This is a genomic window from Campylobacter lari (assembly GCF_001017575.1).
In the GTDB taxonomy this organism is placed as follows: Bacteria; Campylobacterota; Campylobacteria; order Campylobacterales; family Campylobacteraceae; genus Campylobacter_D; species Campylobacter_D lari_C.
The window spans coordinates 214,098-240,900 of the sequence record NZ_CP011372.1 but is presented as its reverse complement, the minus strand read 5'-3'; the positions used below and the strand labels follow the sequence as shown (position 1 = coordinate 240,900).

General features: G+C 30.1%; 28 protein-coding genes. 16 read left to right on the top strand and 12 right to left on the bottom strand.

Annotated elements, in window-relative coordinates:
• Window positions 1-33: 33 nt before the first annotated feature.
• Window positions 34-1,458, bottom strand: a complete 1,425-nt coding sequence (locus tag CD56_RS01375) for a catalase (RefSeq protein ID WP_047207972.1) — start codon at window positions 1,456-1,458, stop codon at window positions 34-36.
• A gap of 243 nt (window positions 1,459-1,701) precedes the next feature.
• Here CD56_RS01375 and CD56_RS01370 point away from each other — a divergent pair, with 243 nt between their 5' ends.
• From CD56_RS01370 to acpS, 3 genes are all read left to right on the top strand, one after another.
• On the top strand, window positions 1,702-2,340 hold the full coding sequence (locus tag CD56_RS01370) for a YheO-like PAS sensor domain-containing protein (RefSeq protein WP_039617494.1): 639 nt from the start codon (window positions 1,702-1,704) through the stop codon (window positions 2,338-2,340).
• Between the two features lie 64 nt (window positions 2,341-2,404).
• Window positions 2,405-2,950 carry a flagellar basal body-associated protein FliL gene (gene fliL, locus CD56_RS01365; protein WP_039617492.1) on the top strand — a complete coding sequence of 182 codons (546 nt, stop codon included), beginning with the start codon at window positions 2,405-2,407 and terminating at the stop codon, window positions 2,948-2,950.
• Window positions 2,950-3,306 carry a holo-ACP synthase gene (acpS, locus tag CD56_RS01360; RefSeq protein ID WP_047207971.1) on the top strand — a complete coding sequence of 119 codons (357 nt, stop codon included), beginning with the start codon at window positions 2,950-2,952 and terminating at the stop codon, window positions 3,304-3,306. Before fliL ends, acpS begins: the two co-directional genes overlap by 1 nt.
• Before the next feature lie 10 nt (window positions 3,307-3,316).
• On the opposite strand, the gene fabG is transcribed toward acpS, so the two are convergent.
• Both fabG and gpmI read right to left on the bottom strand, forming a co-directional pair.
• Window positions 3,317-4,060, bottom strand: a complete 744-nt coding sequence (gene fabG / locus CD56_RS01355; RefSeq protein ID WP_047207970.1) for a 3-oxoacyl-ACP reductase FabG — start codon at window positions 4,058-4,060, stop codon at window positions 3,317-3,319.
• A gap of 14 nt (window positions 4,061-4,074) precedes the next feature.
• Complete coding sequence (gpmI, locus tag CD56_RS01350; protein ID WP_047207969.1) at window positions 4,075-5,553, bottom strand: 2,3-bisphosphoglycerate-independent phosphoglycerate mutase; 1,479 nt, start codon at window positions 5,551-5,553, stop codon at window positions 4,075-4,077.
• Between the two features lie 78 nt (window positions 5,554-5,631).
• On the opposite strand from gpmI, the gene mraY reads away from it, so the two are divergent.
• Together mraY and murD are read left to right on the top strand one after the other, a co-directional pair.
• Window positions 5,632-6,690: a phospho-N-acetylmuramoyl-pentapeptide-transferase gene (gene mraY, locus CD56_RS01345; protein ID WP_047207968.1), complete on the top strand. Its 1,059-nt coding sequence runs from the start codon at window positions 5,632-5,634 to the stop codon at window positions 6,688-6,690.
• The gene (gene murD / locus CD56_RS01340) at window positions 6,690-7,889 is read left to right on the top strand and encodes a UDP-N-acetylmuramoyl-L-alanine--D-glutamate ligase (protein WP_047207967.1); all 1,200 of its coding nucleotides are present in this window, start codon (window positions 6,690-6,692) and stop codon (window positions 7,887-7,889) included. Before mraY ends, murD begins: the two co-directional genes overlap by 1 nt.
• On the opposite strand, the gene CD56_RS01335 is transcribed toward murD, so the two are convergent.
• Window positions 7,881-8,744 (bottom strand): LysR family transcriptional regulator, encoded by an 864-nt coding sequence (locus CD56_RS01335; RefSeq protein ID WP_047207966.1) that lies wholly within the window; start codon window positions 8,742-8,744, stop codon window positions 7,881-7,883. The genes murD and CD56_RS01335 overlap by 9 nt on opposite strands.
• A gap of 106 nt (window positions 8,745-8,850) precedes the next feature.
• Here CD56_RS01335 and CD56_RS01330 point away from each other — a divergent pair, with 106 nt between their 5' ends.
• Together CD56_RS01330 and CD56_RS01325 are read left to right on the top strand one after the other, a co-directional pair.
• Complete coding sequence (locus tag CD56_RS01330; RefSeq protein ID WP_052768354.1) at window positions 8,851-9,888, top strand: YeiH family protein; 1,038 nt, start codon at window positions 8,851-8,853, stop codon at window positions 9,886-9,888.
• 128 nt (window positions 9,889-10,016) lie between these two features.
• Window positions 10,017-10,619 carry a BspA family leucine-rich repeat surface protein gene (locus tag CD56_RS01325; protein WP_047207965.1) on the top strand — a complete coding sequence of 201 codons (603 nt, stop codon included), beginning with the start codon at window positions 10,017-10,019 and terminating at the stop codon, window positions 10,617-10,619.
• A gap of 12 nt (window positions 10,620-10,631) precedes the next feature.
• On the opposite strand, the gene CD56_RS01320 is transcribed toward CD56_RS01325, so the two are convergent.
• The 3 genes from CD56_RS01320 to prfB are packed head-to-tail and all read right to left on the bottom strand — an operon-like array spanning window position 10,632 to window position 13,277.
• Window positions 10,632-11,321 (bottom strand): potassium channel family protein, encoded by a 690-nt coding sequence (locus tag CD56_RS01320; RefSeq protein ID WP_047207964.1) that lies wholly within the window; start codon window positions 11,319-11,321, stop codon window positions 10,632-10,634.
• Window positions 11,321-12,157, bottom strand: a complete 837-nt coding sequence (locus CD56_RS01315; RefSeq protein ID WP_047207963.1) for a universal stress protein — start codon at window positions 12,155-12,157, stop codon at window positions 11,321-11,323. The genes CD56_RS01320 and CD56_RS01315 overlap by 1 nt, the downstream gene beginning before the upstream one ends.
• 19 nt (window positions 12,158-12,176) lie before the next feature.
• Window positions 12,177-13,277 carry a peptide chain release factor 2 gene (gene prfB, locus CD56_RS01310; protein WP_047207962.1) on the bottom strand — a complete coding sequence of 367 codons (1,101 nt, stop codon included), beginning with the start codon at window positions 13,275-13,277 and terminating at the stop codon, window positions 12,177-12,179.
• A gap of 77 nt (window positions 13,278-13,354) precedes the next feature.
• On the opposite strand from prfB, the gene rimO reads away from it, so the two are divergent.
• Window positions 13,355-14,671 (top strand): 30S ribosomal protein S12 methylthiotransferase RimO, encoded by a 1,317-nt coding sequence (gene rimO / locus CD56_RS01305; protein ID WP_047207961.1) that lies wholly within the window; start codon window positions 13,355-13,357, stop codon window positions 14,669-14,671.
• Entirely contained in the window at window positions 14,661-15,623 is a 963-nt protein-coding gene (gene tilS, locus CD56_RS01300) for a tRNA lysidine(34) synthetase TilS (RefSeq protein WP_080956320.1), read from the top strand. Before rimO ends, tilS begins: the two co-directional genes overlap by 11 nt.
• Here tilS and CD56_RS01295 read toward each other — a convergent pair.
• Window positions 15,604-16,971, bottom strand: coding sequence for a phosphomannomutase/phosphoglucomutase (locus CD56_RS01295; RefSeq protein WP_047207959.1), 1,368 nt, complete (start codon window positions 16,969-16,971; stop codon window positions 15,604-15,606). The two genes, tilS and CD56_RS01295, sit on opposite strands and share 20 nt — an antisense overlap.
• Window position 16,972: 1 nt before the next feature.
• Window positions 16,973-17,977 (bottom strand): diguanylate cyclase domain-containing protein, encoded by a 1,005-nt coding sequence (locus tag CD56_RS01290; RefSeq protein WP_047207958.1) that lies wholly within the window; start codon window positions 17,975-17,977, stop codon window positions 16,973-16,975.
• Between the two features lie 53 nt (window positions 17,978-18,030).
• On the opposite strand from CD56_RS01290, the gene CD56_RS01285 reads away from it, so the two are divergent.
• From CD56_RS01285 to CD56_RS01275, 3 genes are read left to right on the top strand one after another with little or no spacing between them, the layout of a single operon-like run.
• Window positions 18,031-19,605, top strand: a complete 1,575-nt coding sequence (locus tag CD56_RS01285) for an ABC-F family ATP-binding cassette domain-containing protein (protein ID WP_047207957.1) — start codon at window positions 18,031-18,033, stop codon at window positions 19,603-19,605.
• Window positions 19,602-19,934, top strand: coding sequence for a hypothetical protein (locus CD56_RS01280; RefSeq protein ID WP_039617462.1), 333 nt, complete (start codon window positions 19,602-19,604; stop codon window positions 19,932-19,934). Before CD56_RS01285 ends, CD56_RS01280 begins: the two co-directional genes overlap by 4 nt.
• 50 nt (window positions 19,935-19,984) lie before the next feature.
• Window positions 19,985-20,317 carry a hypothetical protein gene (locus CD56_RS01275; RefSeq protein ID WP_047207956.1) on the top strand — a complete coding sequence of 111 codons (333 nt, stop codon included), beginning with the start codon at window positions 19,985-19,987 and terminating at the stop codon, window positions 20,315-20,317.
• A 19-nt stretch (window positions 20,318-20,336) separates the two neighbouring features.
• On the opposite strand, the gene CD56_RS01270 is transcribed toward CD56_RS01275, so the two are convergent.
• Window positions 20,337-20,918, bottom strand: a complete 582-nt coding sequence (locus tag CD56_RS01270) for an IMPACT family protein (protein ID WP_047207955.1) — start codon at window positions 20,916-20,918, stop codon at window positions 20,337-20,339.
• A gap of 74 nt (window positions 20,919-20,992) precedes the next feature.
• Between CD56_RS01270 and galU the strand changes: the two genes are divergently transcribed.
• The 4 genes from galU to CD56_RS01250 all read left to right on the top strand — a co-directional run bounded on the left by galU (window position 20,993) and on the right by CD56_RS01250 (window position 24,512).
• Window positions 20,993-21,823 carry a UTP--glucose-1-phosphate uridylyltransferase GalU gene (galU, locus tag CD56_RS01265; RefSeq protein WP_047207954.1) on the top strand — a complete coding sequence of 277 codons (831 nt, stop codon included), beginning with the start codon at window positions 20,993-20,995 and terminating at the stop codon, window positions 21,821-21,823.
• Window positions 21,813-23,036, top strand: a complete 1,224-nt coding sequence (locus tag CD56_RS01260) for a glucose-6-phosphate isomerase (RefSeq protein ID WP_047208746.1) — start codon at window positions 21,813-21,815, stop codon at window positions 23,034-23,036. The genes galU and CD56_RS01260 overlap by 11 nt, the downstream gene beginning before the upstream one ends.
• A 129-nt stretch (window positions 23,037-23,165) precedes the next feature.
• Window positions 23,166-23,621: a Dps family protein gene (locus CD56_RS01255; RefSeq protein ID WP_047207953.1), complete on the top strand. Its 456-nt coding sequence runs from the start codon at window positions 23,166-23,168 to the stop codon at window positions 23,619-23,621.
• 9 nt (window positions 23,622-23,630) lie between these two features.
• A complete protein-coding gene (locus tag CD56_RS01250; RefSeq protein ID WP_052768353.1) occupies window positions 23,631-24,512 on the top strand; it encodes an Mbeg1-like protein in 882 nt (293 codons plus the stop codon).
• 10 nt (window positions 24,513-24,522) lie between these two features.
• Here the strand turns inward: CD56_RS01250 and CD56_RS01245 are convergent, their stop codons facing one another.
• A complete protein-coding gene (locus CD56_RS01245) occupies window positions 24,523-25,686 on the bottom strand; it encodes a 2,3,4,5-tetrahydropyridine-2-carboxylate N-succinyltransferase (protein WP_039627879.1) in 1,164 nt (387 codons plus the stop codon).
• Between the two features lie 13 nt (window positions 25,687-25,699).
• Window positions 25,700-26,800, bottom strand: coding sequence for an Mrp/NBP35 family ATP-binding protein (locus tag CD56_RS01240; RefSeq protein WP_047207952.1), 1,101 nt, complete (start codon window positions 26,798-26,800; stop codon window positions 25,700-25,702).
• Window positions 26,801-26,803: the final 3 nt, after the last annotated feature.

Here is a 26,803-nt window from a genome sequence, read left to right as displayed (position 1 = left end):
TTAGTTTGCCACTTTTAAAGTGGCAAGTAAAAATTATATTTTCAAGGCTTTTTTAACACCATTTGCATATTCACTTGAAATTTTTTCAAAATGACTTAATGCTCTTTGTATGATTTTTTCATCAACCCCGCTCATAGAAGCTGCTATGTTTTTAAATAATTGCTCTTTTTGATCTTGATTCATTATATTAAATAAAGCTCTTGGTTGGGTGTAAAAATCATCATCAAGTGGAGCATATCTTTGTGCGCTACCTTCAAGTACTAAGTCAGGCTCAAGATAGCTTTTATCTTCTTTTGGGCTATCATCATAACTATTTGGTTCATAATAAGCAAGGCCATTTTTATAAGTGTCAAAATTCATGGCTCCTGCTACATTATAAGTATTTACTTCACTTTTTGCGCGATTAACTGGCAATAAATGATAATTTGTTCCTATGCGGTATCTGTGCGCATCAGGATAAGAAAAAATTCTAGCTTGTAGCATTTTATCAGGGCTAAAACCAATACCAGGAACAATATTACTTGGACTAAATGCAGCCTGTTCTACTTCGTTAAAGTAATTTTGTACATTTTTATTAAGTACTAATTCTCCTACTTCTATTAAAGGCGCAATACTATGTGGCCAAACTTTAGTTAAATCAAAAGGATTAAAACCTAGTTTTTCTGTTTCATCTTCTTTTAAAACTTGAATTTGGAAAGTCCATTTTGGAAAATCTCCTTTTTCGATAGCTTCATATAAATCCCTTTGATGACTTTCTCTATCATTTGCTATTAAATTTGCCGCTTCTTCGTTGGTTAAATTTTTAATACCTTGCTTGGTTTTAAAATGAAATTTCACCCAAAATCTTTCATTTTTATCATTAATTAAACTATAAGTATGACTTCCAAAACCATGCATATGACGATAACTTGCAGGAATTCCCCTATCGCTCATTAAAATAGTAACTTGGTGTAAGCTTTCAGGACAAAGACTCCAAAAATCCCATGCAGCATTATTACTTCTTAAATGAGTTCTTGGATCTCTTTTTTGAGTATGGATAAAATCAGGAAATTTATACGCATCTCTTATAAAAAATGTCGGGGTATTATTACCTACTAAATCCCAATTTCCTTCTTTAGTATAAAATTTAATTGCAAAACCTCTTACATCTCTTTCAGCATCAGCAGCACCTGCTTCACCTGCAACGGTTGAAAATCTTATAAATAAAGGTGTATTTTCTCCAAGCTGTAAAACTTTTGCTTTAGTGTATTGAGAAATATCTCTAGTGATTCTAAGTTCTCCATAAGCACCACTTCCTTTTGCATGTACTGTTCTTTCTGGAATTCTTTCTCTATTTTGATGAGCAAGTTTTTCAAGCAAAATATAATCTTGCATTAAAAGCGGACCCTTAACACCTGCGCTTAGCGAATTTTGATTATCAGCTATGATGTTTCCAAAATCATTTGTTAGTTTTTTCATCATTTCTCCTTTTCTAAATAATAATTTTTATTATTTGATAAATTATATTCATATATTATTAAAATAAAATAAAACGATAAAAATTATCATTATTTAAAAATAGCTATATTTTTATTATTTTTTACATATAATCTCTTTTTAAGCAAAATTATTTTTATTTTGTATTAAAATTGTTAAAAAATAAGAATAAACATTCTTGTTTTAAATATTTTTACTACAAAATTAACAAAAAAGGAATATCCTATGGACAAAGAGACAAGAACTTATTACATTAAATTAGTAAAATTTCTCGCAGAAGCCTTGGGTAGAAATTATGAAATAGTTTTGCATGATGTAAGTGAAGATGGAGCTAATATAGCAGAAATTGCTAATAACCATATTAGCAAAAGAACTATAAATTCACCTCTAACGGGCTTTGCTATTGAAATGATTAAAAACAAAATCTATTTAGAGCGAGATTACATAACACATTATAAAACTTCCACCAAAAACTCACAAGTTATGTCAGGTTCAACATTTTTTATTAAAAAAGATGAAAAACTTGAAGGTTTGCTTTGTATTAATCATGATACTTCGGCATTTAAAAAAATCTCTGACGAAATTTTAAACCTTGGAAATATTTATGATAATGCTTATGAAAACACAGAACAAGAAAATAAAGAATACATAAAACTTGATCTAGAAGAAATTATCGAAGATATTTCTGGTATGGATATAGAAAGTTTTAAGAATAAAAGTTTAAAACCGAAAGAAAAACAAAAAATTATAGCTAGTTTATATGAAAAAGGCGTATTTAATGTAAAAGGTGTTATTCCTAAGGTTGCTGAACTTTTAGGCATTTCCGAACCTAGTGTTTATAGGCATTTACAAAAGATTAAATAATCATAATTTTAAAAAAACATAATTTTTGATACAATAACACTCTAAATTTAATAAAAGGAAAAATATGGCTGAAGATATGATGGATGAACAGACCGAATCAAAGAAAAAAGGTGGCAATACTTTAGTAATTATTATCGTTGTATTTTTATTTGTATTTTTACTTGTGATTGTAGGGGCAATTGCTTATTTAATGTTTAGTGGTGGTTCTGAAGAAAATCCTACTCCACAAGTTGAAGAAAGCGCACAAGCAACACAAACTCCTAAAAAAACAAATGCAGTGGCAGCTAGAGGAAGTGATTATGCAAATATCGGCGTTATGTATCCTTTAGCACCTTTTACACTAAATTTATTAAGCGATGGTGGATCAAGATATGTAAAATGTACTATTCAACTTGAGCAAAATGTTGAAACTTTAACCCCTGAGCTTGATAAAAAAGTTGCTATTATTAGAGATATTATCATTAGAACTTTAACTTCAAAAACCTTTGAAGAAGTAAGCACCACAAAGGGCAAAGAAAGATTAAAAGATGAATTAACCGGTAAGATCAATGAGGTTTTAACTGATGGTTTTATCAAAAATATTTACTTTACTGACTTTGTAGTATCTTAATGATAGGCTGTGATATAGTCGTATGCTCTCGCATAGAAAAAATTTATGAAAGATATAAAACGCTTTTCTTGGATAAATTTTTATCCAAGCAAGAGCAAAGTTATATAAAAAATACCAACACTCTAGCAGGATTTTGGGCTATTAAAGAAGCTGCTTCTAAGGCTTTGGGGGTTGGAATTTCTAAAGAATGTTCTTTTTTTGACATCATCATCTCTAAAGATGATAAAAATGCTCCACATATTAGTTTTTCTCAAAAAGTCATGCAAGAATTTAATATAAAATCAGCAAGTGTAAGCGTAGCACATGATGGGGGTTTTGCTATAGCAGTAGTGGCTATAGAAACTAAGCAAGGTTAAAACCTTGCTTTTACATATAAAGCCCACCGTTGACTTTTAAAATTTCCCCTGTAATATAAGAAGAATGATCACTTAATAAAAACGCCACAGCTTGAGCTACTTCACTTGCATCTGCAAAACGCTTTAAAGGGATATTGTTAATATAATTTTGTTTTATTTCATCACTTAAAACTTCAGTCATATCACTTTTTATAAAACCTGGTGTAATACAGTTATATCTTATATTTCTTGCTGCACCTTCTTTAGCAAAAGATTTTGTTAATGCTATCATACCACCTTTGCTAGCGCTATAATTAGTTTGACCTGCATTTCCCATTTCTCCAACTATAGAAGCAATATTAACAACCGCACCAAAACGCTTTTTACTCATAGTTTTTAATGCTTCTCTACAACCTAAAAAGCTTGAATTCAAATTAGCATTAATCACTGAAGAAAAATCATCCATACTCATTCTAAGCGCTAATTTATCATTAGTAATACCTGCATTATTAACTAAATAACTAAGTTCACCATCACTTTCTACTATAGTTGCAATAGCGCTTGTAAATTCTTCTTCAACACTTGCATCAAATTTAATCACAGCTGCAGTGCCACCATTTTTTTCTATCTCTTCTTTTAACGCATCAGCAAGTTCAGGTTTACTTCTATAATTAATCCAAACTTTTAAACCATGACTTGCTAATTCTTTAGCTATTGCTGCACCTATACCTTTACTTGCACCTGTTATTAAAACATTTTTTCCACTAAATTTCATTGTTCTCCTTTAAATTAAAATAAAGCCTCATCCATTTCTTTTGGAATAGGCAAGTTTAAAATTTTAAGCACACTTGGCGCTATATTACTAAGCCCCATGCCTTCTTTAAGCTTTTCTACTCCTTTAGCTTCGACAAAAGCAAAAACATCAAAGGTTGTGTGATTAGTGAGCATATTTTCATTTTCATCTCTCATTGCTTCACAGTTTCCATGATCTGAAGTAATAACGAAAGCATAATCATGCTCTCTTGCTTTGGCAATAACCCTACCCAAGCACTCATCCACACATTCAACCGCACTAATCGCAGCTTCAAAATCACCCGTATGTCCTACCATATCACCATTTGCAAAATTGACTACGATAAAATCCATACCATTTTCTATGCCCTTAAGCACCTCATCTGCAACTTCTTTAGCGCTCATTTGAGGTTTTTCATCGTATGTTTTTACCTTAGGACTTGGGATTAAAACCCTTGTTTCATTACACTCTAATTCTTCTTTTCCCCCATTAAAGAAAAAGGTTACATGAGCGTATTTTTCTGTTTCAGCTGTGTGAAGTTGGCTTAAATTTGCATTAGCTATCACAGAAGCTAAGGTATTATTTAATTCTTCTTTTTCAAACATCACAGGCAGTTTAAAACTCTCATCATACAAACTCATAGTAATGGCATTTTTTACAAGTACTTCTTTTGGAAATTCATTAAAACTTTCTTGGGTTAAAGAAGCAACTAATTGACGCATTCTATCATTTCTAAAATTGATAAAAATCACGCCATCTTCAGCCTTAATCCCATCAAAGTTTTGACTAATAACTGGGGTTAAAAACTCATCTGTGATGTTTTCATCATAGCTTTTTTGTATAAATTGCACAAAATCATCACACTTTTGTGCCTTAGCAAATAAAGCATCATAATAAGACTTAACCCTATCATAGCGCTTATCTCTATCCATAGCATAAAATCTTCCCGATAAAGAAGCAAAATTAACCCCTTCTTTTCCGCAAAATTTCTGTAAAGATTTTATAAATTCCAAACCTGAATTTGGAGGACAATCTCTACCATCACTAATTGCATGTGCAAAAACTTCTTTATTTTCTTGCTTACAAATTTTTAAAAGTGCATTAAAATGTGTATGCATAGAATGCACCCCGCCATCACTATAAAGCCCTATAATATGCACTCTTTTGCATTTTTGCAATAAATCTTTTAAAGCCTTATTATCTTTTAAAGTGTCATTTTCTATGGCTTTATTTATCTTGACTAAACTTTGATAAATTATGCGTCCGCTACCTATACACATATGCCCTACTTCGCTATTACCCATTTGACCTTCAGGTAGGCCAACTGCCAAACCGCTTGTTTTTATCAAAACATTAGGGGTATTTTCAAAAAGCATATCATAAGTTGGCTTTTTAGCATGAAAAAAAGCATTATAGTTTGAATTTGTATTATGTCCTATACCATCTGTGATTATCAAAATACATTTTTGACTCATTTTTTACTCTTTTTTATAATTTATTTATGTGATTTTACTAAAATTATGCTTTTAAAAAACAAATACAAGGTTAAAATTTTGCTTTATCTTACAGAATATACAAATTATATGTTTTTTTCTTATATTAGCGTGCGTGCTGGTTTTGCATTTTTTATCGCTTTATTTTTGAGTTTATATTTAATGCCAAAATTTATCAAATGGGCTCAAAATAAAAAAGCAAATCAACCTATTTATGAATACGCCCCACAATCACACCAAGCCAAATCTCATACCCCTACTATGGGTGGGCTTGTTTTTATCTTTGCTACTATCATAGCAAGTGTTTTAAGCGCTGATTTAAATAATAGTTTTGTAATCGTTGGATTATTGTGTTTAGTACTATTTTGCACTATAGGCTTAGTGGATGATTTAGGGAAAATTTTAAAAAAAGACAATCACGCAGGACTAAGTCCAAAAATGAAACTTCTAGGGCAATTTAGCGCTGCTTTTATTTGTGTTGGATTATTATATTTATTTGATATAAATACTGAATTTTATTTACCTTTTTACAAACATGCTCTATTTGATGGTGGTGTGTTTATGTTGTTTTTATGGATTTTAGTTATTGCATCAAGCTCTAATGCTGTAAATTTAACCGATGGACTTGATGGTCTTGCAACTGTGCCTTCTATATTTTCTCTTTTAAGCCTTGGTGCTTTTTTATATTTGAGTGGAAATGCTATTTATAGTTCTTATTTATTTTTACCTAAAATTCAAGGTTTAGGAGAACTTGTAGTGCTAAGCTCAGCTTTGGTTGGAGCGCTTATGGGATTTTTGTGGTATAACTGCTATCCTGCGCAAGTTTTTATGGGAGATAGTGGGAGTTTAAGCATAGGGGCATTTTTAGGCTATCTTGGTATAGTAAGTAAAAATGAAATTTTACTTTTACTGATAGGTTTTGTATTTGTTTTAGAAACTATTTCAGTGATTTTACAAGTAGGAAGTTTTAAAATCTTTAACAAAAGAGTATTTAAAATGGCACCTATTCATCATCATTTTGAAAAAATAGGTTGGGTAGAAAATAAAATCATCGTGCGTTTTTGGATGATAGCCTTACTTGCAAATATCATTGCATTAATTAGTATAAAGTTAAGATAATGAAAATTTCACTTTTTGGATACGGAAAAACAACCAAAGCTTTTGCGCAGCGTTTTGGAAATTGCGATATTTATGATGATCATTTTACAAGTATAAGTAAAGATGAATTTGGCAATACACTTTTACCACCTTGTAAATTTGATCCTTTAAAAAGTGACTTAGAAATTCCAAGCCCTGGCTTTCCAAGTGATCATCTTCTCATACAGCAAGCAAGAAATTTAAGCAGCGAGTATGATTTTTTTTACGATGGCATGCCAAAAAGCGTTTGGATAAGCGGAACAAATGGTAAAACCACTACCACTCAAATGACACATTATCTTTTAAAACACATTAACGCACAAATGGGAGCAAATATAGGAACCCCTTTAGCACAAATGGACGCTAATGCTAAATTATGGATTTTAGAAAGCTCATCTTTTTCACTTTTTTACACCAAAGTAGCTAAACCTGAAATTTATGCACTTTTACCTATCACACCTGATCATCTTTCTTGGCATAAAAGTTTTGAAAATTATGAGCAAGCAAAGCTTAGCGTGCTTGAAAGAATGAATGAAAATGATGTAGTAATTTTACCTAAAAAGTATGAGGCTTATCCAACTCATGCTTATGTTATAAGCTATGAAGACGAGCAAGATTTAGCTAAAAAAATGCAAATTGACTTAGAAAAAATTCATTTTAAAACCCCATTTTTACTTGATGCACTTATTGCCTTAAGTATAGAAAAAATCATACTAGATCGTTGCTCTTATGAGCTTTTAAATGAGTTTAAGATAGAAAAAAACAAGCTTGAAGAAATATTTGATCATAAAAATAGACTTTGGGTAAATGATACTAAAGCAACTAATCTTGATGCTAGTTTAGCTGCTCTTAAACGCTATAAGGATAAAAAAATTCATCTTATCATAGGTGGGGATGATAAGGGAGTGGATTTAAGTGCTTTATTTACTTTTATGAAAGAGCTTGATATAGAACTTTATGCCATAGGAAAAAGCACTAATAAAATGCTTGAATATGCTAAAAATGCTAATTTAAAAGCACATTATTGTGAGTTTTTACCTAAAGCGGTAGAAAAAATCAATCAAAACCTAACTAATGATGAAGTAGCCCTGCTAAGCCCTGCTTGTGCGAGTTTAGATCAGTTTAAATCTTATGAAGAAAGAGGGGAGCTTTTTAAAAAATGTATTCAAGAGCTAAACTAAATCTTTTTGAATGCAAAGTTTTAAAAACTCACATAAATTTATAAATTTCTTGCTTGGCTCTTTATTTTTATGATAAATCAAGCAAAGCTCTCTTGAAATTTTAAAATTTTTTAATCTCACTTCAAATAAGCTTTTAGCTTCAAGTTCTTCTTTAACACTAAATTTAGGTAAAACTGCTAAAAATTCACCTTTTTTAACCAACTCTTTTATCATAGCAGTTGAGTTTAGCTCATAAACTAAATTAAGCTTTATATCTTTAGGCAAAGCATTTAAAAACACTTCTTTTGCACCCGAACCTTGCTCGCGACTTAGCCATTTAAAATCCTTTAACTCATCTATGAAAAATTCTTTTTTTAAGTCATTTTTACTCACCACAATAAGTTCATCATCACAAATTTTAATCTTTTTTATATCATTATCTTTGCAAATTCCTTCAATCAAACCTATATCGATTTCTTTATCTAAAATATCTTTGATAATATTTTGACTATTATCCAAGGACAAATTTAACTTGATATTTTCTGCCTTTTGGTCCAAAAAAGATCCTAGTAAATAAGTACCTACATTTTGACTCACTTTCATACTTATTTCATAGCTTTGATCATCTTGCATTGCTTTTTCAATGCGCTCAAATTCTAAAATCAAAGGTGTAATTTGCTTTAAAAAAACCTTTCCTTTTTCATTTAAACTTAAAAATTTAGCATTTCTATCAAAAAGCTTGGTGTTTAAACTTTTTTCAAGTTCAAATATAGCTAAAGACAAAGCAGATTGAGTTATATTTAATTCTTTAGCACAAGCTCTTAAATTTAAATTTCTACACAAAGCTTGAAAATATTTTATTTGTTTAAAAGTCATAAGTACTCTTTTGATAAATATTTTTAATCATTATATCAAATAAAATTAATTTTACTTATCATAAAAAAATCATTAAGATTACAAAAAAATAAAAAAGGAAAAATCTATGCATAAAAATATATATAAAAATAGAAAATTTGAAGCTTTTTTGCTACTTTTTACCCTTGCTTTTTGTGCTTTTGCTATTTCTGAGCTTAATTTTTTTAAAAATCTTGGAATTTCAGCTTTAATCATAGCCGTAATTTTGGGAGCTTTAATAGGAAATTTAGCTCATCAAAATGCAAATTTACTCAAAAAATCAGGAGTTTTAGGCATAGCAACAAAAGAAATTTTAAGACTTGGGATTATACTTTATGGTTTTAGAATTACTTTTAATGATTTAGAAAAAGTTGGATCAAATGGAATTTTGCTAGCATTTTTAGTGGTATTTTCTACCTTTTTTATAGGGCTTTTATTAGGAAAATTATTTAAACTTGATCTTAAAGAAAGCATACTTATAAGTAGTGGCTCAAGCATTTGTGGGGCAGCTGCTGTGATGGCAAGTGAAAGCGTTGTTAAAGGTGGTTCTGCTAAAGTTGGCGTGGCAGTTTGTACTGTGGTTGTATTTGGAACTTTAGGGATGTTTTTATATCCTTTGGCTTGGAATTTGGGTTGGTTTGATTTTTTTAGTTTAAAGCAAATGGGGTATTTCATGGGAGCAAGCTTGCATGAAGTTGCACATGCTGTTGCAGCAGGTGAAGCTATACAAGCAGGAGATGGTGCTGTCATAGAAAAAATGATGCGTGTTTTAATGCTAGTACCTTTTTTAATTTTTTTAAGTCTTTTTTCATTGAAATTTCTAAGTAAAAATAATGAAAAAATTTCCATTAAAGCAAATATTCCTTATTTTGCTTTGTGGTTTTTATTTGCTTGTGGTATTAGCTCACTTGAAATATTAAATACCGATTTTGCACTTAATTATATAAAACCAAGCATACAAACTATAGATACACTTTTACTTTCTATGGCCATGGTAGCTTTGGGAGTAAATATCCATAAAAATATTTTAAAAAATGCAGGTTTTAAACCATTTTTGATGGCATTGTTGCTTTTTATTTGGTTAATCTTTATATCAATTAGCTTAATTTTCTTATTAAATTTATAATATGTTTCATTATGAAACATATTATAGCATTTTATATTTTTTTGTTAATTTAATATTTATTTTTTTCTATTTTATATTTAATTAGTATTATAATTTTAAAGAGAAATTAAACATAAAAAGGAGCTAACATGTTTACGCCTAAAACAAAAAGCGAATTAGTTGCTCTTATTAGAGAAGAGCTTATTACCTTAGATGAAATCGATGTAAGCTTAATCACGGATATGTCTTATTTGTTCTACTATTCTACTAGAACTAATTTTGATGGTATAGAAAAGTGGGATGTGTCAAGCGTAAAAGATATGTCTTATATGTTTTATTGCTGTAAAAGCTTTAATCATGATATTTCTAAATGGAATGTTAAAAATGTTGAAAACATGGAAGGAATGTTTTTTGATTGTGAATCTTTTGATCAAGACTTATCTTCTTGGAATATGTCAAATGTTAAAGATACTAAGTATATGTTTTGTAATTGTCTTAAATTTAATCATAAAGTAGAAAATTGGGATGTGCATAATGCCATTACGATGGCACATATGTTTGAAAACTGCAAACAATTTGATCAAGATTTATCAAGATGGGATGTACATAATGCTAAAACAATGGCATTTTTATTGCACAATTGTACTAATTTTCATCACGATGTTAAGAAATTAGATATTGATAAAAACTGCAATATTCAAAAAATACTAGGACATGAAGAAATACAAAATAAATATGCTATAAAACATTAATCGCAAGGTAAGCTATTGCTTACCTGCTTGGTTAATCCAAAGTCCCATAGCAATCACAACAATAACCTGCCCTAAAAATCCTTGAAATACGCTAAATAATCTTAACAAAGAACTAACAGGCGTTACATCTCCAAAGCCTATCGTTAGCATAGTAACTCCGCTAAAATAATAACAATCAACCAAACCTTTTATTCTATTTTGAATTTGAGGTTTTAACTCATCATTTAAAGACCAAAAATTATGAATTCCTCTTATAGGTGTTTGAAACTGCACTTCTATGATTTTTTCTTGCAAATCCACAATCTCTAAATTTTCATTTTTTTGAGTAGCAATTAACATTCTATTATAATTATCTACATCACAAGAAAAATAATACAAATTCCCGTACGCAAACCATATCAAAACATAAGCATATAAAATAATAAAAAATTTTTCTTTGATATTAATCTTACTACTAAAAGCAGCCCAAATACTAATAAGCAAAAACATCATCAATGCCACAGCCACCATAATAGGAATAATATTTAAAATTAAAAATAAAATTTCAGAAGTAATTTTACCCGTTGCATAAATGGCAAGCTCGTCAAATAAAAAACTACAAAATAAAGGCACCACAGCAAGCAAAGTCCAAACAAAAAGAAATCGTTTGGTACTTTTATGATAAATGCTAATATAGTGATTTAAAAGTCTATGGTATAGCATTAGCGAATTAACAACAAAGGTTTTTTAGCCTTAGTTAGAATATCATTTGTCAAACTACCAAATAAAATACTTTTTAACCAATGATGTGAATAAGCCCCCATGATCAACAAATCTATATCATTTTGCTCACCAAAATCAAATAAAGCCTGAGTAATCTCACCACTTAAATGCTGAGTTTGTACATTTAAATTTGCTTCTTTAAAAATTTGACTTACTTGAGCTAATAACTCATAAGAAGCTTTTTCATCTTTAGAAACATTTACTATATAACGCTTTGCTTCCTTAAAAATAGGTCTTTTAATGGCTTGCTCTATGGCTTTTTTAGCTAAATTACTCCCATCATAAGCCATCATCACACTTTTAATCTCTTTAAAAGCAGAATTTACAAGCAAAATAGGCACATTTAAAGCTCTTACTAATTCTTCTGTATGAATGCCTATTTTATTTTTCTTACCTCCGCCTTTTAAACCTGCTATGGCTAATCTTATTTGATCATTGTATTCTTTTAAAACTTCTTCCAAATCTCCATCTCTTTGCACACTAAAGCATTCTTTTACGCCTTGTTCTTTTGCATAAGCACAAAATTCTTCTAAAATTCTTTGCCCTTTTTTGCAAAGATTTTCATTTTTTTGACTTTGCTCTTCTACCAAATCTTCAATCACACATCCACTAGCGCCTATGCCAAAACTACAAGCTAATTCAGCATTAGTAAAATTTGGTTCTATGGTATATAAAAACATTAAAGGTAAATCTAGCTTTTTAGCTAAATACACCCCATAATACAAACTTTCCTTACAAGGCTCTAAAACATCCACACAAACTAGAATTTTTTCCATTTAATATCCTTTTGTAGTATTAATCTTGCGCTTTTTGTGCTATTAAAACACCTTCTATGATTTTTTTAATATCCCCATCTAAGATATTATCAACCTGTGAAAAAGCTTCATTTGAGCGTGTGTCTTTGACTTGTTGATAAGGAAAAAGCACATAAGAGCGGATTTGATGCCCCCAACCTATCTCACTTTTCTCGCTTGAATTTGCTTCATCTTGTTGTTTCATAAGCTCAAGTTCATAAAGGCGTGATTTTAACATTTTAAAAGCAGTTGCTTTGTTTTTGTGTTGACTTCTATCATTTTGACATTGCACTACTATACCACTTGGCATATGAGTTATACGCACTGCTGATTCAGTTTTATTAACATGCTGTCCACCCGCTCCGCTTGCTCTATAATAATCAATCCTTATATCTTTTTCTTCAATTTCTATTTCTATATCATCATCAAGTTCAGGTGAAACCATCACACTAGAAAAACTCGTATGGCGACGCCCTGCACTATCAAATGGAGAAGTTCTTACTAAACGATGAATACCATTTTCAGCTTTTAAATACCCATAAGCATTTTCACCTTTTACTAAAAAGCTCACATCTTTAAGCCCTGCTTCTTCGCCTTCTTGAAAGTCAAGTGTTTCTACTTTAAAACCTTCTCTTTCACAAAATCTCAAATACATCCTATAAAGCATACTAGCCCAGTCATTACTCTCCGTTCCACCTGCTCCTGGATGAATGGAAACTATGGCATTTTTACCATCATTTTCCCCACTTAAAAGCATAGAAATTTCAAGATTTACAATAAGATCTTCTAGCTTGTTTGCATCTTCAAATAAAGCTTCTATGGTGTCCAAGTCATTTTCACTATTTGCTAGATCAAAAAGCTCACTTGCATCATTTAAAGCATTGAAAGCGTTCTCGTAGTTTTTTAATAAATTTGAAATTTTAGTTTTTTCTTTACCTATAACGCCTGCTTGTTTTACATCACTCCAAAAAGAAGGGGAATTTTCTAAATTTTCTATTTCTTTTAATCTTGCTTTTATCTCTTCAGGCTTAATAATAGAAGCGATATTTCCAACTTTATTTTTTAATTTTTTTAAAAGTTCGCTGTATTCGTAATTATCCATAAAAATTTTCTTTCTAATTTTGATATAATTTAATCTTATAATTTTAGCAAAAAAATAAAATATTTAAAGTGAGAAATATGCCAAAACTTTTTTTAATGTCTTTAGGTTGTAATAAAAATTTAGTTGATAGCGAAATCATGCTTGGAAGATTAAGTGATTATGAAATTTGTGATGAGCCAAGCATAGCTGATGTTTTGATTGTAAATACCTGTGGCTTTATAGATAGTGCTAAAAAAGAAAGCATAAATGCGATTTTAGACTTACACGAGCAAAGAAAAAAAGATTCATTGTTAGTTGTAACAGGATGTTTAATGCAACGCTACCGCGAGGAATTAATGAAAGAACTACCTGAAGTTGATCTTTTTACCGGTGTGGGAAATTATGAAAAAATTGATGAAATGATACTTAAAAAAACTAATCTTTTTTCAAATTCCACTTACTTGCAAGATAAAAATACCAATCGTGTAATCACAGGATCAAATTATCACGCTTTTATCAAAATAGCTGAAGGATGTAATCAAAAATGTTCATTTTGCGCTATACCAAGTTTTAAAGGAAAACTCAAATCAAGAAGCCCAGAAAGCATTGTAAATGAAGTAAAAGAGCTTGTTAAAAAAGGCTATAAAGACTTTTCTTTTATTGCTCAAGATACAAGTTCGTATTTGTTTGATCAAGGTCAAAAAGATGGACTTTTAAAGCTTATTGAAGCTATAGAAAATATCCAAGGTGTAAAGGCTGCTAGAATTTTATATCTATATCCAACAAGTATTAGCAAAGAAGTGATAGAAAAAATCATTCAATCAAAAGTTTTTGTAAATTATTTTGATATGCCTTTGCAACACATCAGTGATAATATGCTTAAAATCATGAAACGCGGAGCTAACAAAGCTAAATTAATCGAACTTTTAAATTTAATGAAACAAGCTCCAAATTCATTTTTACGCACAGGTTTTATAGTAGGACACCCAGGAGAGAGTGATGAGGACTTTGAAGAATTATGCGCTTTTATAAAAGAATTTGGTTTTGATAGAATTAGTGTTTTTGCTTATTCTAAAGAAGAAGATACCGCAGCTTTTAACATGGAACAAATTCCTAGTAAAATCATTAATGCGAGATTAAAAGTGATAGAAAAAATCGTCGATAAATGCATAGAAAAAAGTTTTAATCAACAAGTTGGTAAAAAAATCTTAGCATTTTGTGAAGGTCAAAGCTCTGAAGGAGAATTTTTCATCGGTGCAAAAGATTTGCGTTGGGATAGAAATATTGATGGAGAAATTCTCATCAATGAAAGCGATTGCGGAGATTTAGAAATGGGTGAGCTTTATGAGTGCGAAATCACGCAGAGTTTAGATAAAAAACTCATTGCAAAAGCTTTAAGAAAGTTTGATGATTGATAGCAAATATTTAAATCATTTAAAGCAAGGGAAAAATCTTTTAGCATTTTCTCATGGGAGTGATTCTAGTGCTTTATTTTTCATGCTTTTAGAAAAAAATATAGATTTTGATCTTGCTTTTATAAACTACAAAACTCGTAAAAATAGTGATAAAGAAGAACAAAGTGCCAAAGAATTAGCCAAGCGTTTTCATAAAAAAATTTACATCAAAACCGCACACAAGATAACAAAAAATTTCGAAGCTTGCGCAAGAGCTTTGCGTTATGAGTTTTTTGAAGAACTTTGCAAAAATCACTCTTATGATAATCTTTTACTAGCTCATCATTTAAATGATAAACTAGAATGGTTTTTAATGCAATTTTCTAAAGGTGCAGGGCTTAGAGAATTACTTGGCTTTAAAGATATTGAAAAAAGAAAATATTTTACTATCATAAGACCCTTGCTTGAAATTCCAAAAAAAGAAATTTCAAACTACCTAAAAGAAAACAATATCACTTATTTTCATGATGAGAGTAATGATGATGAAAAATATTTTAGAAATTTCATACGCAAAAATTTTGCAAATGAGTTTTTAAAGCTTTATCCAAATGGAGTAAAAAAAAGCTTTAAATACTTAGAAAAAGACTTAAAAGAAGAAAATATTTGTGAATTTAAAAATATTTACATTACTCATAAAGATGAAAGTTTAATCGCAAAATGCTTTAAAAAACTTGGAGTACTTTTAAGTACCAAACAAAGACAAGAAGCATTAAAAGGTGATGGGGTGATTTCGCATAAAATAGGCATTGTTTATATACAAGAAAAAGTTTTGATTTTTCCTTTTGTAAGTTGTGAGAAAATGCCAAAAGAATTTAAAGAAATTTATAGAAAAGCAAAAATCCCTAAACTCTTAAGAGCATATTTATACACAAAAAATATTGATGTAAAAGAGCTTATGCAAGCTCTTTTATGATTTCTTCGAAAAGTTCTTTTGCCCTTGCTTCTAAAAAGTCTTTAAATTCAGCACTTGTAGCTTCGGTGCGCATGATAAGATATGGACTTGTGTTAGAAGCACGCAAAAGTGCCCAGCCTTCTTTAAAGGTGATTCTAACTCCGTCAATTTCATTACAATCAAGCACATTTTCAAAAGCGTTTGCTTTTACTTTTTCTTTAAATTTTTCTATGATTTGAAATTTATTTTCCTCACTAACCTTAAGCTTAATCTCTTCACTTGCATAAAGTTTTGGTAACTCTTTAACTAATTTTTCTATATCAAAACCATTTACTAAAAGCTCTAAGGTTCTTAAAAATGCATAAATTCCATCATCATAACCAAAATATCTATCTTTAAAGAAAATATGCCCACTAAGCTCTGCTGCTATGTCGATATTTTGCTCTTTCATCATTTTTTTAATGTTAGAATGCCCGGTCTTACCCATCATGATAAAACCAAATTTAGCTACCTCATCAAAGAGGTTTTTAGAGCATTTTACTTCACCTAAAACTCTAGGATTTTTTATATTTTTAGCAAATAAATAGCAAAGCTCATCGCCCTTAAATACATAGTCTTTACTTGCGACTACTAAACGATCTCCATCTCCATCAAAAGCAAAGCCCATTTTTGCATTTTCATTTTCTTTTAGCGCAACTTGCAATGCGTGTAAATTTTCAAGCTCTGTTGGATCGGGCGCGTGGTTTGGGAAATTTCCATCAGGATTTTCAAATAAAATTTGTGCATTAAGATTTAATTTTTCCACCAAAGGCTTTATAATCACTCCAGTAGCTCCATTTGCACAATCAATAATGATTTTTTCTTTATAATCTTTAAGATGTGAAAAATGTTTAGCTAAAAAGTCTATATATAAGCTTTTAACATCATAATTTTCATATCTTAAATCATCATTGATTTCAAGTTCTAAATACTCTTGCACTTTTAAAGAAAGCTTTTTCAAATCAGCACCAAAAAAACTTTCTTTGTTAATCGTGATTTTAAAGCCATTGTATTCTTTTGGATTATGCGAGCCTGTTATCATGATATTTGCATCAAAAATATCATCAAAAAACAAGCTAAAATATCCCATAGGAGTTGGTGCTAAGCCTATATTAAAAACTTGCATATTAGCTTTATTTAAACCGCTAATTAAATAGTTAAAAAGTTCATTTGCACTATATCTTGCATCATAGCCCACACTTACTTTCTCACAACCTCTTGATTTCATTTCTAAACCCAAAGCATAACCTATAGCTTTTACACTTTTTTCATTTAACTCACTTGGGTAAAGCCCTCTTATATCATACTCTCTAAAAATCAAATCTAACATTTTAATCCTTTTGTCTTCTAAGTTCTAATTTTACTTGTTTTAAACTTTCTTCTATGTTTTCATTTTTGCTTGATAAACAAAGTTTAATTTCTAATTTTGCATTTTGCTCTTTCAATTCAAAACTATATTTTTGCATAAAATTTTCAAGCATTTGAAGCTTACTTTGCACAAAGGCCATGTTTTCATTTTCAAATACAATGATAAAATAATCCTTATCATCTTTAAAAACCCTAGCGTGTAAAGCTTTTTTTAAAATCCTAGCAAACTCATACATTACAAACTCGCCCATTTTTGAGCCTTTTTGATGATAAATTTCATTGATATTTTTTACTTCAATCAAGGCTAAATGAAAATTTTCAAGTCCTTGTGCATATCTTCTTAAGGCTTTTAAATTTGGCAAATTGGTTAAAGTGTCAAAAAAGGCTATTTTATAAGCTTTATACGCTAAAAATCCTATCAACACTAAAGAAGCAAATTCATAATAACCCAAATCAACACTATTGTAAAATAAAAACTGCACACTCAAGCCCATATAAGCTAGTAAAAAATGAAAATCATTATTTTTAAAATAAGAAAATAATAAAAATATCATTCCCACCCAAAACACACAAAAGCTTAACTCGCTAATAGGCTTAAAAAATTGCGTTGAAAGGCCAAAAATTTCACTTGTAATGCTTGCATTAAAATTAGTACTTGTGCTAAGTATTAACGCTACAAAACCCATAAAGGCTAAATACGCAAATTTAATGAGATTAATTCTTTCAAACACAAGCTTGCTATCTTGTAAAAACACAAAAAGCACAAAAGAAAAAGGTAAAAATACCGAGATAAACAAATGCGCTTGATACTCACTTGCTACTAAAGATAAAGCCCTAGCACATAAAATTAATAAAAGTAAGAAAAAAATCTTATTTTGCTTAAAAAAATAAGCTAAAAATAAAGCTAAGATATTAAAAACCAAAGTCATACTAGGCAATGTTTTTAACAATAAATACGAAAAATCCAAAATAATAAACCTTTTTTTGTTAAAATTATAGCAAAAATATTTTAAGGATATTAATGGTAGAAGTAAAAAATCTCACTATGCGTTTTGCAAACCAACTTTTATTTGAAGATGTAAATTTAAAATTAAACCGTGGTGAAAGATATGGACTTATAGGCGCAAATGGCGCAGGAAAATCAACCTTTTTAAAAATTCTCTCAGGCGAAATAGAATCAAGCAGTGGAGAAATTTGTATAGATCCAAATTTAAAAATCGCTGTATTAGGACAAGATCAATTTGCTTTTGAAAACTACACTATCAAAGATGCGGTAATGTGTGCAAATAAAAGATTATATGATGCACTAAAAGAAAAAGAAAAACTTTATATGAGTGAAGAATTTACCGATGAAATCAATGATAGATTAAGCGAGCTTGAAATCATAACAGCAGAAGAAGATCCAAACTATGATTGTGAACTTAGATGTGAAAAAATTCTTAGTTCTTTAAATATTAAAGATTTTAATGCTCTTATGAGTACTTTGCAAAGTGCGGATAAATTTAAAGTTTTATTAGCACAAGTATTGTTTTTAGGTGCTGATGTATTATTTTTAGATGAGCCTACAAATAACCTTGACTTAGAAGCTATTTCTTGGCTTGAAAATGAACTTTTAAGACATGAGGGAACTTTAGTAGTAATTAGCCATGATAGACATTTTCTAAATAAAGTTTGTACAAGAATTTTAGATGTGGATTTTAAACAAATACGCGATTTTGCTGGAAATTATGATGATTGGTATATGGCTTCAACCTTACTTGCTAAGCAAGCTGAACTCAAACGCGATAAAACCTTAAAAGAAAGAGAAGAATTAGAAAATTTCATACGTCGTTTTAGCGCTAATGCTTCAAAAGCCAAACAAGCTACAAGTAGGGCTAAAGCTTTAGAAAAACTTGAACTTGAAGAGATTAAAACTTCAAGCAGGCGTGATCCTAGTATTGTTTTTAGAACAAATAGAGAAATAGGAAATGAAGTTTTAGAATTAAAAGGTATTAGCAAAGCTTATGATAAAACCTTATTTGAAAATTTAGAATTGAAATTAGAAAAAGGTGATAAAATAGCCTTAATCGGTGCAAATGGTGTTGGAAAAAGCACTTTAGCTAAAATTATCGCATCAAAATTAGAACCCGATAGTGGCCACATCCACCTTGGTGCTACCATAGAAATGGGATATTTTTCACAAGATACAACGAATTTAATTAATGAAGATTTGAAACTTTATGAATGGCTAATGAGTGAAAAATTCAAAGATTTGGATGAAATTCGCAAATGTCTTGGTAGAATGCTCTTTAGCGGAAGCGATCAAGAGAAAATGGCTTCTAGCTTAAGCGGGGGCGAAAAACACCGCTTAATGCTTTCAAAATTAATGTTAGAACGTGGAAATTTCTTACTTTTAGATGAACCGGATAATCATTTAGATCTTGAAAGTATCATTGCATTAGGTGAAGCCTTGTATAATTTCAAAGGTTGCGTGATATGCATAAGCCACGATAGAGAACTAATTAGTGCTTTTGCTAATCGTATATGGTTTTTAGAAGATGGGAAATTAACAGATTTTAAAGGAAGTTATGACGAGTTTTTAGGAGGTTTAGAATGAATTCGTTTAAGATAAAATATGCAGCTGGTTTTGGACATTTTACTCAAAATCACAGAGGCTTTGGCCCAACTATTTATGTAGAAGAAAGTATTGATTTTCAAAGCGAAAAAGATTATTTTGACTATGTTGAATTTTATGAAAAATTCAGCAAAGAAGATGATACTTATTTTCATATTTCATTTTTAGAAGATCGCCCTTTAACTTCTCAAGAATTAGAAAGTAGAAATGCTTATAGAAAACTAAGAGATGAGCGCTGTAACAAAGCCAGAGAAGAGTTTATTAAAAACAATGAAATAGAAGCTGAATACTACCCAACTCATGGTGATTAAGGAATGATTTTTGCTTGTTTTTTCCTTGTAATATTTTGAAAGGAGAAAACATGCAAGTTAACCATGATAATTTATCGGTTAAAGAGTATGGGTATGGTCAAAGTAGTGCTTATAAAAGCACTCAAGGAGCTAATGAAGACTTTATGTCTTTACTTAGTCAAAACAATAGTGAAAATTTAAACGAGCAAAGTTTAAAACTTGATGAGCTTTTTTCAAAAGCTATGAATCAAGATCAATTTAGCACAGGAATTTTTAGCTCAAATATGTCAAATATTTATAATTATCGTTTTAGAGGACAAAACGAAACTCCTATGCAAGCTAATATAGAAGAAAAACAAGAGCCACAAAAAGATATAGTAAAAGATCTTTTAAGTTCTTTATAAAAATGAAGTAAGCAAACGCTTACTTCCAAACAAGTCCGCTAAATTCAAACTCTTTTGCAAATTTTTTAAATTCCTCTTCTTCTTTAGCATTAACGTTTAAAATCAATTCAACATTTTCTTGAAATTTTTTTTCATATGAAATGTTATTTTTATTTAAAAAATGCTCAAATCTTGCATAAAGATGAAAAGGAATGTTTAAAATTAAAATATTTTTAGCTTCAAAATCTAAAAGCGTTGCATTTAAAATAGCTTCATTTGTAGCTTCACTATAAGCTCTTACAAGACCGCCTGTACCAAGTTTAATCCCTCCAAAATAACGCACCACAATCACCGCGCAATTAACAAGCAAAGCCCCTCTTAAAACATTCAAACAAGGCATTGCAGAAGTTCCTTTTGGTTCACCATCATCGCTTTTATCTTCTATGATTTGATCAAATTCATTTAAATACCTATAAGCATATACAAAATGCACGGCTTTTAAATGCTCATTTCTTAGCTTTTGCATTAAATTTTGAAAATCTTCAAAAGGACATAAAAAAGACAAAAAAGTTGATTTTTTGATTTCTATTTTTGCTTGATAAATTTGATCAATGGTTTTCATATTTTCCTTAATTTAGCTATAATATTTAAATAAAATTATAATCAAAACAACTTATAAAAATTTAAGGATAAACTATGCTTCAAACTTGTATTTTTCCTGCAGCAGGTTATGGTACTAGATTTTTACCTGCTACAAAAACCCTACCTAAAGAAATGCTACCTATACTAACTAAGCCTTTAATTCATTATGGTGTGGATGAGGCTTTAGAAGCTGGTATGGAAACTATGGGCTTTGTTACGGGGCGTGGAAAAAGAGCTTTGGAGGATTATTTTGATATTTCTTATGAACTTGAACACCAAATCGCAGGTACTAAAAAAGAATATCTTTTAAGTGAAATAAGAACACTCATAGATCGTTGCACTTTTACTTTTACAAGACAAAATGAAATGAGAGGCTTAGGAGATGCAGTTTTAAAAGCAAAGCCTTTAGTGCAAGATGAAGCTTTTGGAGTGATTTTGGCAGATGATTTATGTATAAATGAAGATGGGGTAAATGTCTTAGCTCAAATGGTAAAAATTTATGAAAAATACCGCTGCTCTGTTATAGCTGTGATGGAAGTTGAAGCTGACCAAGTTTCAAACTATGGGGTTATAGCAGGAAATGCTGTGGAAGAGGATTTAATCATGGTAAATTCTATGGTGGAAAAACCTGATCCAAAAGATGCTCCAAGCAATCTAGCAATCATAGGAAGATACATTCTAACGCCTGATATTTTTGGTATTTTAGAAAATACTAAAGCAGGTAAAAATGGAGAAATTCAACTTACCGATGCCTTACTTTCACAAGCAACTAATAATATGGTTTTAGCTTATAAATTTAAAGGAAAAAGATTTGATTGTGGAAGCGTAGAAGGCTTTGTAGAAGCGACAAATTATTTTTATGAGAAAAGTAAAAATGCTAAATAATACTTTATTTTTTAAAACCCAAGATTTTAAAAAAATTACCGCTTATGCAAATAGAATGAATGATGAGTTAGAAAGTGGCGATATAGGGTATTATCACTTAGTAGATACAAGCTTTGATTTAATCAAAGAAAGCAAAGAATTTATCGCAACTAAAACTCATATAGAAAATATCGTTTTAGTGGGCATGGGTGGATCAAGTTGTGGGGTTAAAGCTTTAAAAGAGCTTTTATTTGATCAAGTAGAAGAAAAAAAACTTTTCATTATAGATAATACTTCCTCACATACTTTTACCCAAACTATGCAAAAAATAAATCCCCAAAAAACACTTTTCATCATAGCAAGTAAATCAGGCACAACTATCGAAGTGATTTCTTTATTTAAACTCATCATTGCTCATTTTGATTTTAAAAATGAAAATTTACACAAAAATTTTGTGTTTATTACTGATTTTGAGTCAAAACTTCACAAACTAGGAGAAGAATTAAATATAAAATGCTTTTTTATACCTAAAAATGTCGGTGGTAGATTTAGTGTTTTATCTGCTATTGGTATTGTTCCTTTGAGCTTTTGTGGCTATGATACTAAAGCCTTATTAGAAGGTGCAAAAGCTTGTTATGTAGATTTTTTTGAGAAAAAATGTGATCAAATTTTACAAAAGGCTTATCATTACTGCACACATAAAAGTGCGCATATTAATGTGCTTTTTTCTTATGGGGATGCTTTTAAAGGTTTTAATGAATGGTATATTCAACTAATTGCTGAAAGTCTAGGTAAAAAACAAGGCTTTAAACGCATAGGTTTAACTCCTATTGCTTTAATTGGTGCTAGAGATCAGCATAGCTTTTTACAACTTATCATGGATGGACCTAAAGATAAAACTGTTACTTTTTTAAAAATCAAAGATAGTCAAAAATCTCCTAGTATCCCAAATATAAGCTTTAATCATTTACAAAATTGTGATTTTACCAATGAAGTTAATTTACATAATCTTTTAAACGCGCAATGCGATGCAACCATGCATGCATTAATTGCTGAAAATTTAAGTGTTGATGTAATAGAACTTGAGAAATTAGATGCTTATCACTGTGGGTATTTGATGTATTATTATGAGTTATTTACTTCTGCATGTGGCATTATGCTTGGAATTAACACTTATGATCAACCTGGCGTAGAGGTGGGAAAATTAATACTCAAAAATATATTAAGTAAATAAATTTGCTTTATTGTAAAAAAAGAGTATAATGAAAATATAATAATTATTAACATTAAAATTTATTAGATAATAATAATTATTATTTAAGAATTTTATGTTATAATTTTAAAAATAAAAAAAGGAGATAACATGTCAGTAGCAAAACAATTATTACAATTACAAGCAGATGCTCATCATTTATGGGTTAAATTTCATAATTATCATTGGAACGTAAAAGGTTTACAGTTTTTTTCAATTCATGAATATACAGAAAAAGCTTATGAAGAAATGGCAGAACTTTTTGATGATTGCGCCGAAAGAGTTTTACAACTTGGAGAAAAAGCTATTACTTGCCAAAAAGTTTTAATGGAAAATGCAAAAAGCCCAAAACTAGAAAATGGTAAAGATTGCTTTACTCCTGTAGAAGTTTTAGAATTTATTAGAGAAGATTATAAATATCTTTTAGCTGAATTTAAAAAATTAAATGAAGAAGCTGAAAAAGCAAGCGATACTACAACAGCAGCATTTGCTCAAGAAAATATCGCAAAATATGAAAAAGTTCTTTGGATGCTTAATTCAACTATCCAAAATACTTGCTCTATGTAAGAATTTATAATGTTTTTTGACTTGCAAAGCTTTATTGCTTTAAGTCAAAAAACAAATTTAACTTCCCAAGAAAAACTACTCTTACTAAAACTTCATACTCATTTTGAAAAAAATATCGATTTATTGCAAAAATTATATGATTATAGTTTGGTAGCTTATTGTGCTAATGTATATTTAAATCAAAGCTTACAAAAAGAAGGTTTGCAAAAACACAAAGCCATTATAAAAGCTTTAACTAATCCTTTTTATAAAAAAGAAAAAATTCCCGTAGGTGGTTTAAACAATGCATTTTTAGCTTTAAAATTTGTAAAAAATTATGAAATACTTGAGCACATCAACGAAACACACCCTCAATCTAAAATGGGTTTTAGAGCTAGTTTTATTTATGATAAAAAAAGAAAAAATTATATTTTAGCCTTTGCAGGAAGTGATTTAAATCCTTTGTGTTTTGATTTTAAAGATTTTTATAGTGATTTTTTGATTTTACTTAACAAAACTCCAAAAGGCCAAATTCAATCCATGCAATATTTTTACAATCAACTCAAGCAAAAATACACCATTGATAAAAATCTCATCATCATAGGGCATTCTTTAGGAGGGTATCTAGCTCAAACTTTTGCAAGAACCTTTCCTAGCGCAGCAAAAGAAGTCTATGCCTTTCAAGCACCTGGTTTAAACCAAAACTTTCAAAATCATTCTTATATAAATTTTCATATAAATACCACCCATAATTTAAATTTCAAAACTTACAAATGGTGGAATTTTAATTTTGTGCAAAAACTTTATAAAAAAGATAGCAAAGAGATTTTACTACATATAGGAAGTATTAAACATCACCCTAGCGTGTGTATTTATAAGCTACATGAATTATTTAAAATTCTTAACCCATAAGGGCTAAGAATTAATGCAAATCTTCATTAAGTTTTACAGCCTTTTTATTAAAAGCTGCTATCATCACTCCACTTTGAGAATCTTGTCTAAAATGCAAGCCATTTAATCCTGCTAACTCTAAACCTTTGTATATATCTTTATCAAATTTAAAATCAGGATTGATTTTTTGAAGTTCTTCTTTATTTTTTAAAGCAAATTTAGTCCCTTCTAAAACAGCAATGCCTGCATCAACGATACAATTATCCCCTAAAGGAATTCCCGTAACCGAATTTGCACCCAAAAGACAAGCTTTACCGATGCTAATAGCATTACCACTTGTACCACTTAAAACACCAAGTATAGAAGCACCACCTCCTACATCGCTACCTTCACCCACAACGGCTGAAGAACTAATACGCCCTTCTACCATACAAGCACCGGTTGTACCTGCATTAAAATTCACATAAGCAGCCCCTGGCATTATAGTAGTACCTGCAGCTAAAACCGCACCCATTCTTACTTTAGAACTTTCTAAAATTCTAGTATTATCCTCAGGAATAACATGAGCTAAAAATCTTGGAAATTTATCTACATAATCAATCCTTGGATATCTTCCACTCATTTTTAAATCAATCTCATTTTCTCTTAAAAAGTCTAAATCAATAGGCTTATTATCACTCCATGCAACATTTGGTAAAATCCCAAAAGCACCTGTTAAATTTAAACTTCTTAAAGGTACTTTTTTATTAGAAAGCAAATAAAGTTTCAAATACACACTTTCTAAACTTTTTGGTGCCTCATCTTCAAAAATACAAACAAAAGAAAAAGCATTTTCTCTAAAATTTTCCTTTGCTGCTTTGATTGCTTCTATATTTTTATGACCTTGCTCTTGTAAAAATGGCGCAAAGCATTCAAGCGCAAAATCCAAATCCTCTTTAATCAAAGTAGCCACAAACTCACTTTCATTAAAATCAACATCAACCCCTCTTCTAAAAAAAGCTTCAAACATAACAGCTGCAGCAGCATAATTTTGCTCAAAATTAATCACACCAAAATTAGCTTGAAGTTTTTTACTAGGATCAACTTGACTTAAATCAAGTCTTGCTATAGCAAAAGCTTTAGGCTTTTTATAATTAATCCTTTGTTCGATTTGCTTGATTAAATTTAAAAATTCTTCTTTACTTTCTATTGGCATATTTTCCTCCTTATTACGAGCACGCACTTTTGCCATTCATTACAGGTTGAATAGCTGAATTATCTACTTTACCTTCTTGATTAACCTTTTCTATAAATTCCCAAATTTTTTCAGCAGCTTGTAAATATCTTTTTGAACTTACACTCTCAGGCATATAAAAACTTACAGGCTTACCGCTATCTCCACCTTCTCTTACACTCATTTCGATAGGAATTTGAGCTAAAACATCACACTTATAAGCTTTTGCCATTTCTTCTGTGGTGCCTTTACCAAAGATATCATATTCTTTGCCATTATCAGGACATAAAAAGCCACTCATATTTTCTATAATACCTGCAACAGGAATGTGTAATTTTTCAAACATATCTAGCGCTCTTTTGCTATCATCTAAAGATACTACTTGAGGAGTACTTACACACACACCTGCACTCACTGGCACGCTTTGAGCTAAGGTAATTTGCGCATCACCGGTTCCTGGAGGCATATCAAGCAATAATACATCAAGCTCAGGCCAAAGCACATCAGCTAAAAGTTGCTCAATTGCCTTCATGATCATAGAACCACGCCACATCAAACCTTTACCTTCTTCTATTAGCACACCCATACTCATCATATAAACTCCATGAGATAAAATAGGACGAATTTTTTGACCTACAATCTCGGGCTTGCTTTTACTCTCACCAAGCATTCTTGGTATATTTGGCCCATAAATATCTGCATCTAAAAGCCCTACTCTTTTACCCATTTTAGCCAAAGAAATCGCTAAATTTAAAGTTGTAGTACTTTTACCTACCCCACCTTTACCACTTGAAATCATAAGGAAATTTTTAATTTGTGGAGCGATATTTTTACCACTTCTTGAATTGCTTTTTTCTTCAGGAATTTTTGGTTGAATGATTTCTAAATTAAGCTCTAAATTTAAATCTTTTAAAGCATTTACGATGTTTAGTCTAAGCTCTTGTGCGATTTGAGCATTAGCTGAAACGATTTCAACTACAATATGTGCTTGATTTTCATTTGATTCAATTTTTTTTACAAAACCAAAACTAACTATATCTTTTTTAAAACCTGGATATATAACTTGTTTTAGTCTTTCTTCAATTTTTTCCTTCAATTT

Excerpts from the sequence above, each read along its gene's own strand:
- CD56_RS01295 (WP_047207959.1), bottom strand. The coding sequence starts at position 16,971 with ATGTTAGATTTGATTTTTAGAGAGTATGATATAAGAGGGCTTTACCCA.
- CD56_RS01260 (WP_047208746.1), top strand. The coding sequence starts at position 21,813 with ATGCTAAATAATACTTTATTTTTTAAAACCCAAGATTTTAAAAAAATT.
- gpmI (WP_047207969.1), bottom strand. The coding sequence starts at position 5,553 with ATGAGTCAAAAATGTATTTTGATAATCACAGATGGTATAGGACATAAT.
- CD56_RS01280 (WP_039617462.1), top strand. The coding sequence starts at position 19,602 with ATGAATTCGTTTAAGATAAAATATGCAGCTGGTTTTGGACATTTTACT.
- acpS (WP_047207971.1), top strand. The coding sequence starts at position 2,950 with ATGATAGGCTGTGATATAGTCGTATGCTCTCGCATAGAAAAAATTTAT.
- CD56_RS01320 (WP_047207964.1), bottom strand. The coding sequence starts at position 11,321 with ATGCTATACCATAGACTTTTAAATCACTATATTAGCATTTATCATAAA.
- CD56_RS01335 (WP_047207966.1), bottom strand. The coding sequence starts at position 8,744 with ATGACTTTTAAACAAATAAAATATTTTCAAGCTTTGTGTAGAAATTTA.
- CD56_RS01270 (WP_047207955.1), bottom strand. The coding sequence starts at position 20,918 with ATGAAAACCATTGATCAAATTTATCAAGCAAAAATAGAAATCAAAAAA.
- CD56_RS01255 (WP_047207953.1), top strand. The coding sequence starts at position 23,166 with ATGTCAGTAGCAAAACAATTATTACAATTACAAGCAGATGCTCATCAT.
- CD56_RS01275 (WP_047207956.1), top strand. The coding sequence starts at position 19,985 with ATGCAAGTTAACCATGATAATTTATCGGTTAAAGAGTATGGGTATGGT.
- CD56_RS01375 (WP_047207972.1), bottom strand. The coding sequence starts at position 1,458 with ATGAAAAAACTAACAAATGATTTTGGAAACATCATAGCTGATAATCAA.
- CD56_RS01285 (WP_047207957.1), top strand. The coding sequence starts at position 18,031 with ATGGTAGAAGTAAAAAATCTCACTATGCGTTTTGCAAACCAACTTTTA.
- CD56_RS01330 (WP_052768354.1), top strand. The coding sequence starts at position 8,851 with ATGCATAAAAATATATATAAAAATAGAAAATTTGAAGCTTTTTTGCTA.
- galU (WP_047207954.1), top strand. The coding sequence starts at position 20,993 with ATGCTTCAAACTTGTATTTTTCCTGCAGCAGGTTATGGTACTAGATTT.
- fliL (WP_039617492.1), top strand. The coding sequence starts at position 2,405 with ATGGCTGAAGATATGATGGATGAACAGACCGAATCAAAGAAAAAAGGT.
- CD56_RS01370 (WP_039617494.1), top strand. The coding sequence starts at position 1,702 with ATGGACAAAGAGACAAGAACTTATTACATTAAATTAGTAAAATTTCTC.
- prfB (WP_047207962.1), bottom strand. The coding sequence starts at position 13,277 with ATGGATAATTACGAATACAGCGAACTTTTAAAAAAATTAAAAAATAAA.
- CD56_RS01245 (WP_039627879.1), bottom strand. The coding sequence starts at position 25,686 with ATGCCAATAGAAAGTAAAGAAGAATTTTTAAATTTAATCAAGCAAATC.
- CD56_RS01325 (WP_047207965.1), top strand. The coding sequence starts at position 10,017 with ATGTTTACGCCTAAAACAAAAAGCGAATTAGTTGCTCTTATTAGAGAA.
- CD56_RS01315 (WP_047207963.1), bottom strand. The coding sequence starts at position 12,157 with ATGGAAAAAATTCTAGTTTGTGTGGATGTTTTAGAGCCTTGTAAGGAA.
- fabG (WP_047207970.1), bottom strand. The coding sequence starts at position 4,060 with ATGAAATTTAGTGGAAAAAATGTTTTAATAACAGGTGCAAGTAAAGGT.
- CD56_RS01250 (WP_052768353.1), top strand. The coding sequence starts at position 23,631 with ATGTTTTTTGACTTGCAAAGCTTTATTGCTTTAAGTCAAAAAACAAAT.
- murD (WP_047207967.1), top strand. The coding sequence starts at position 6,690 with ATGAAAATTTCACTTTTTGGATACGGAAAAACAACCAAAGCTTTTGCG.
- rimO (WP_047207961.1), top strand. The coding sequence starts at position 13,355 with ATGCCAAAACTTTTTTTAATGTCTTTAGGTTGTAATAAAAATTTAGTT.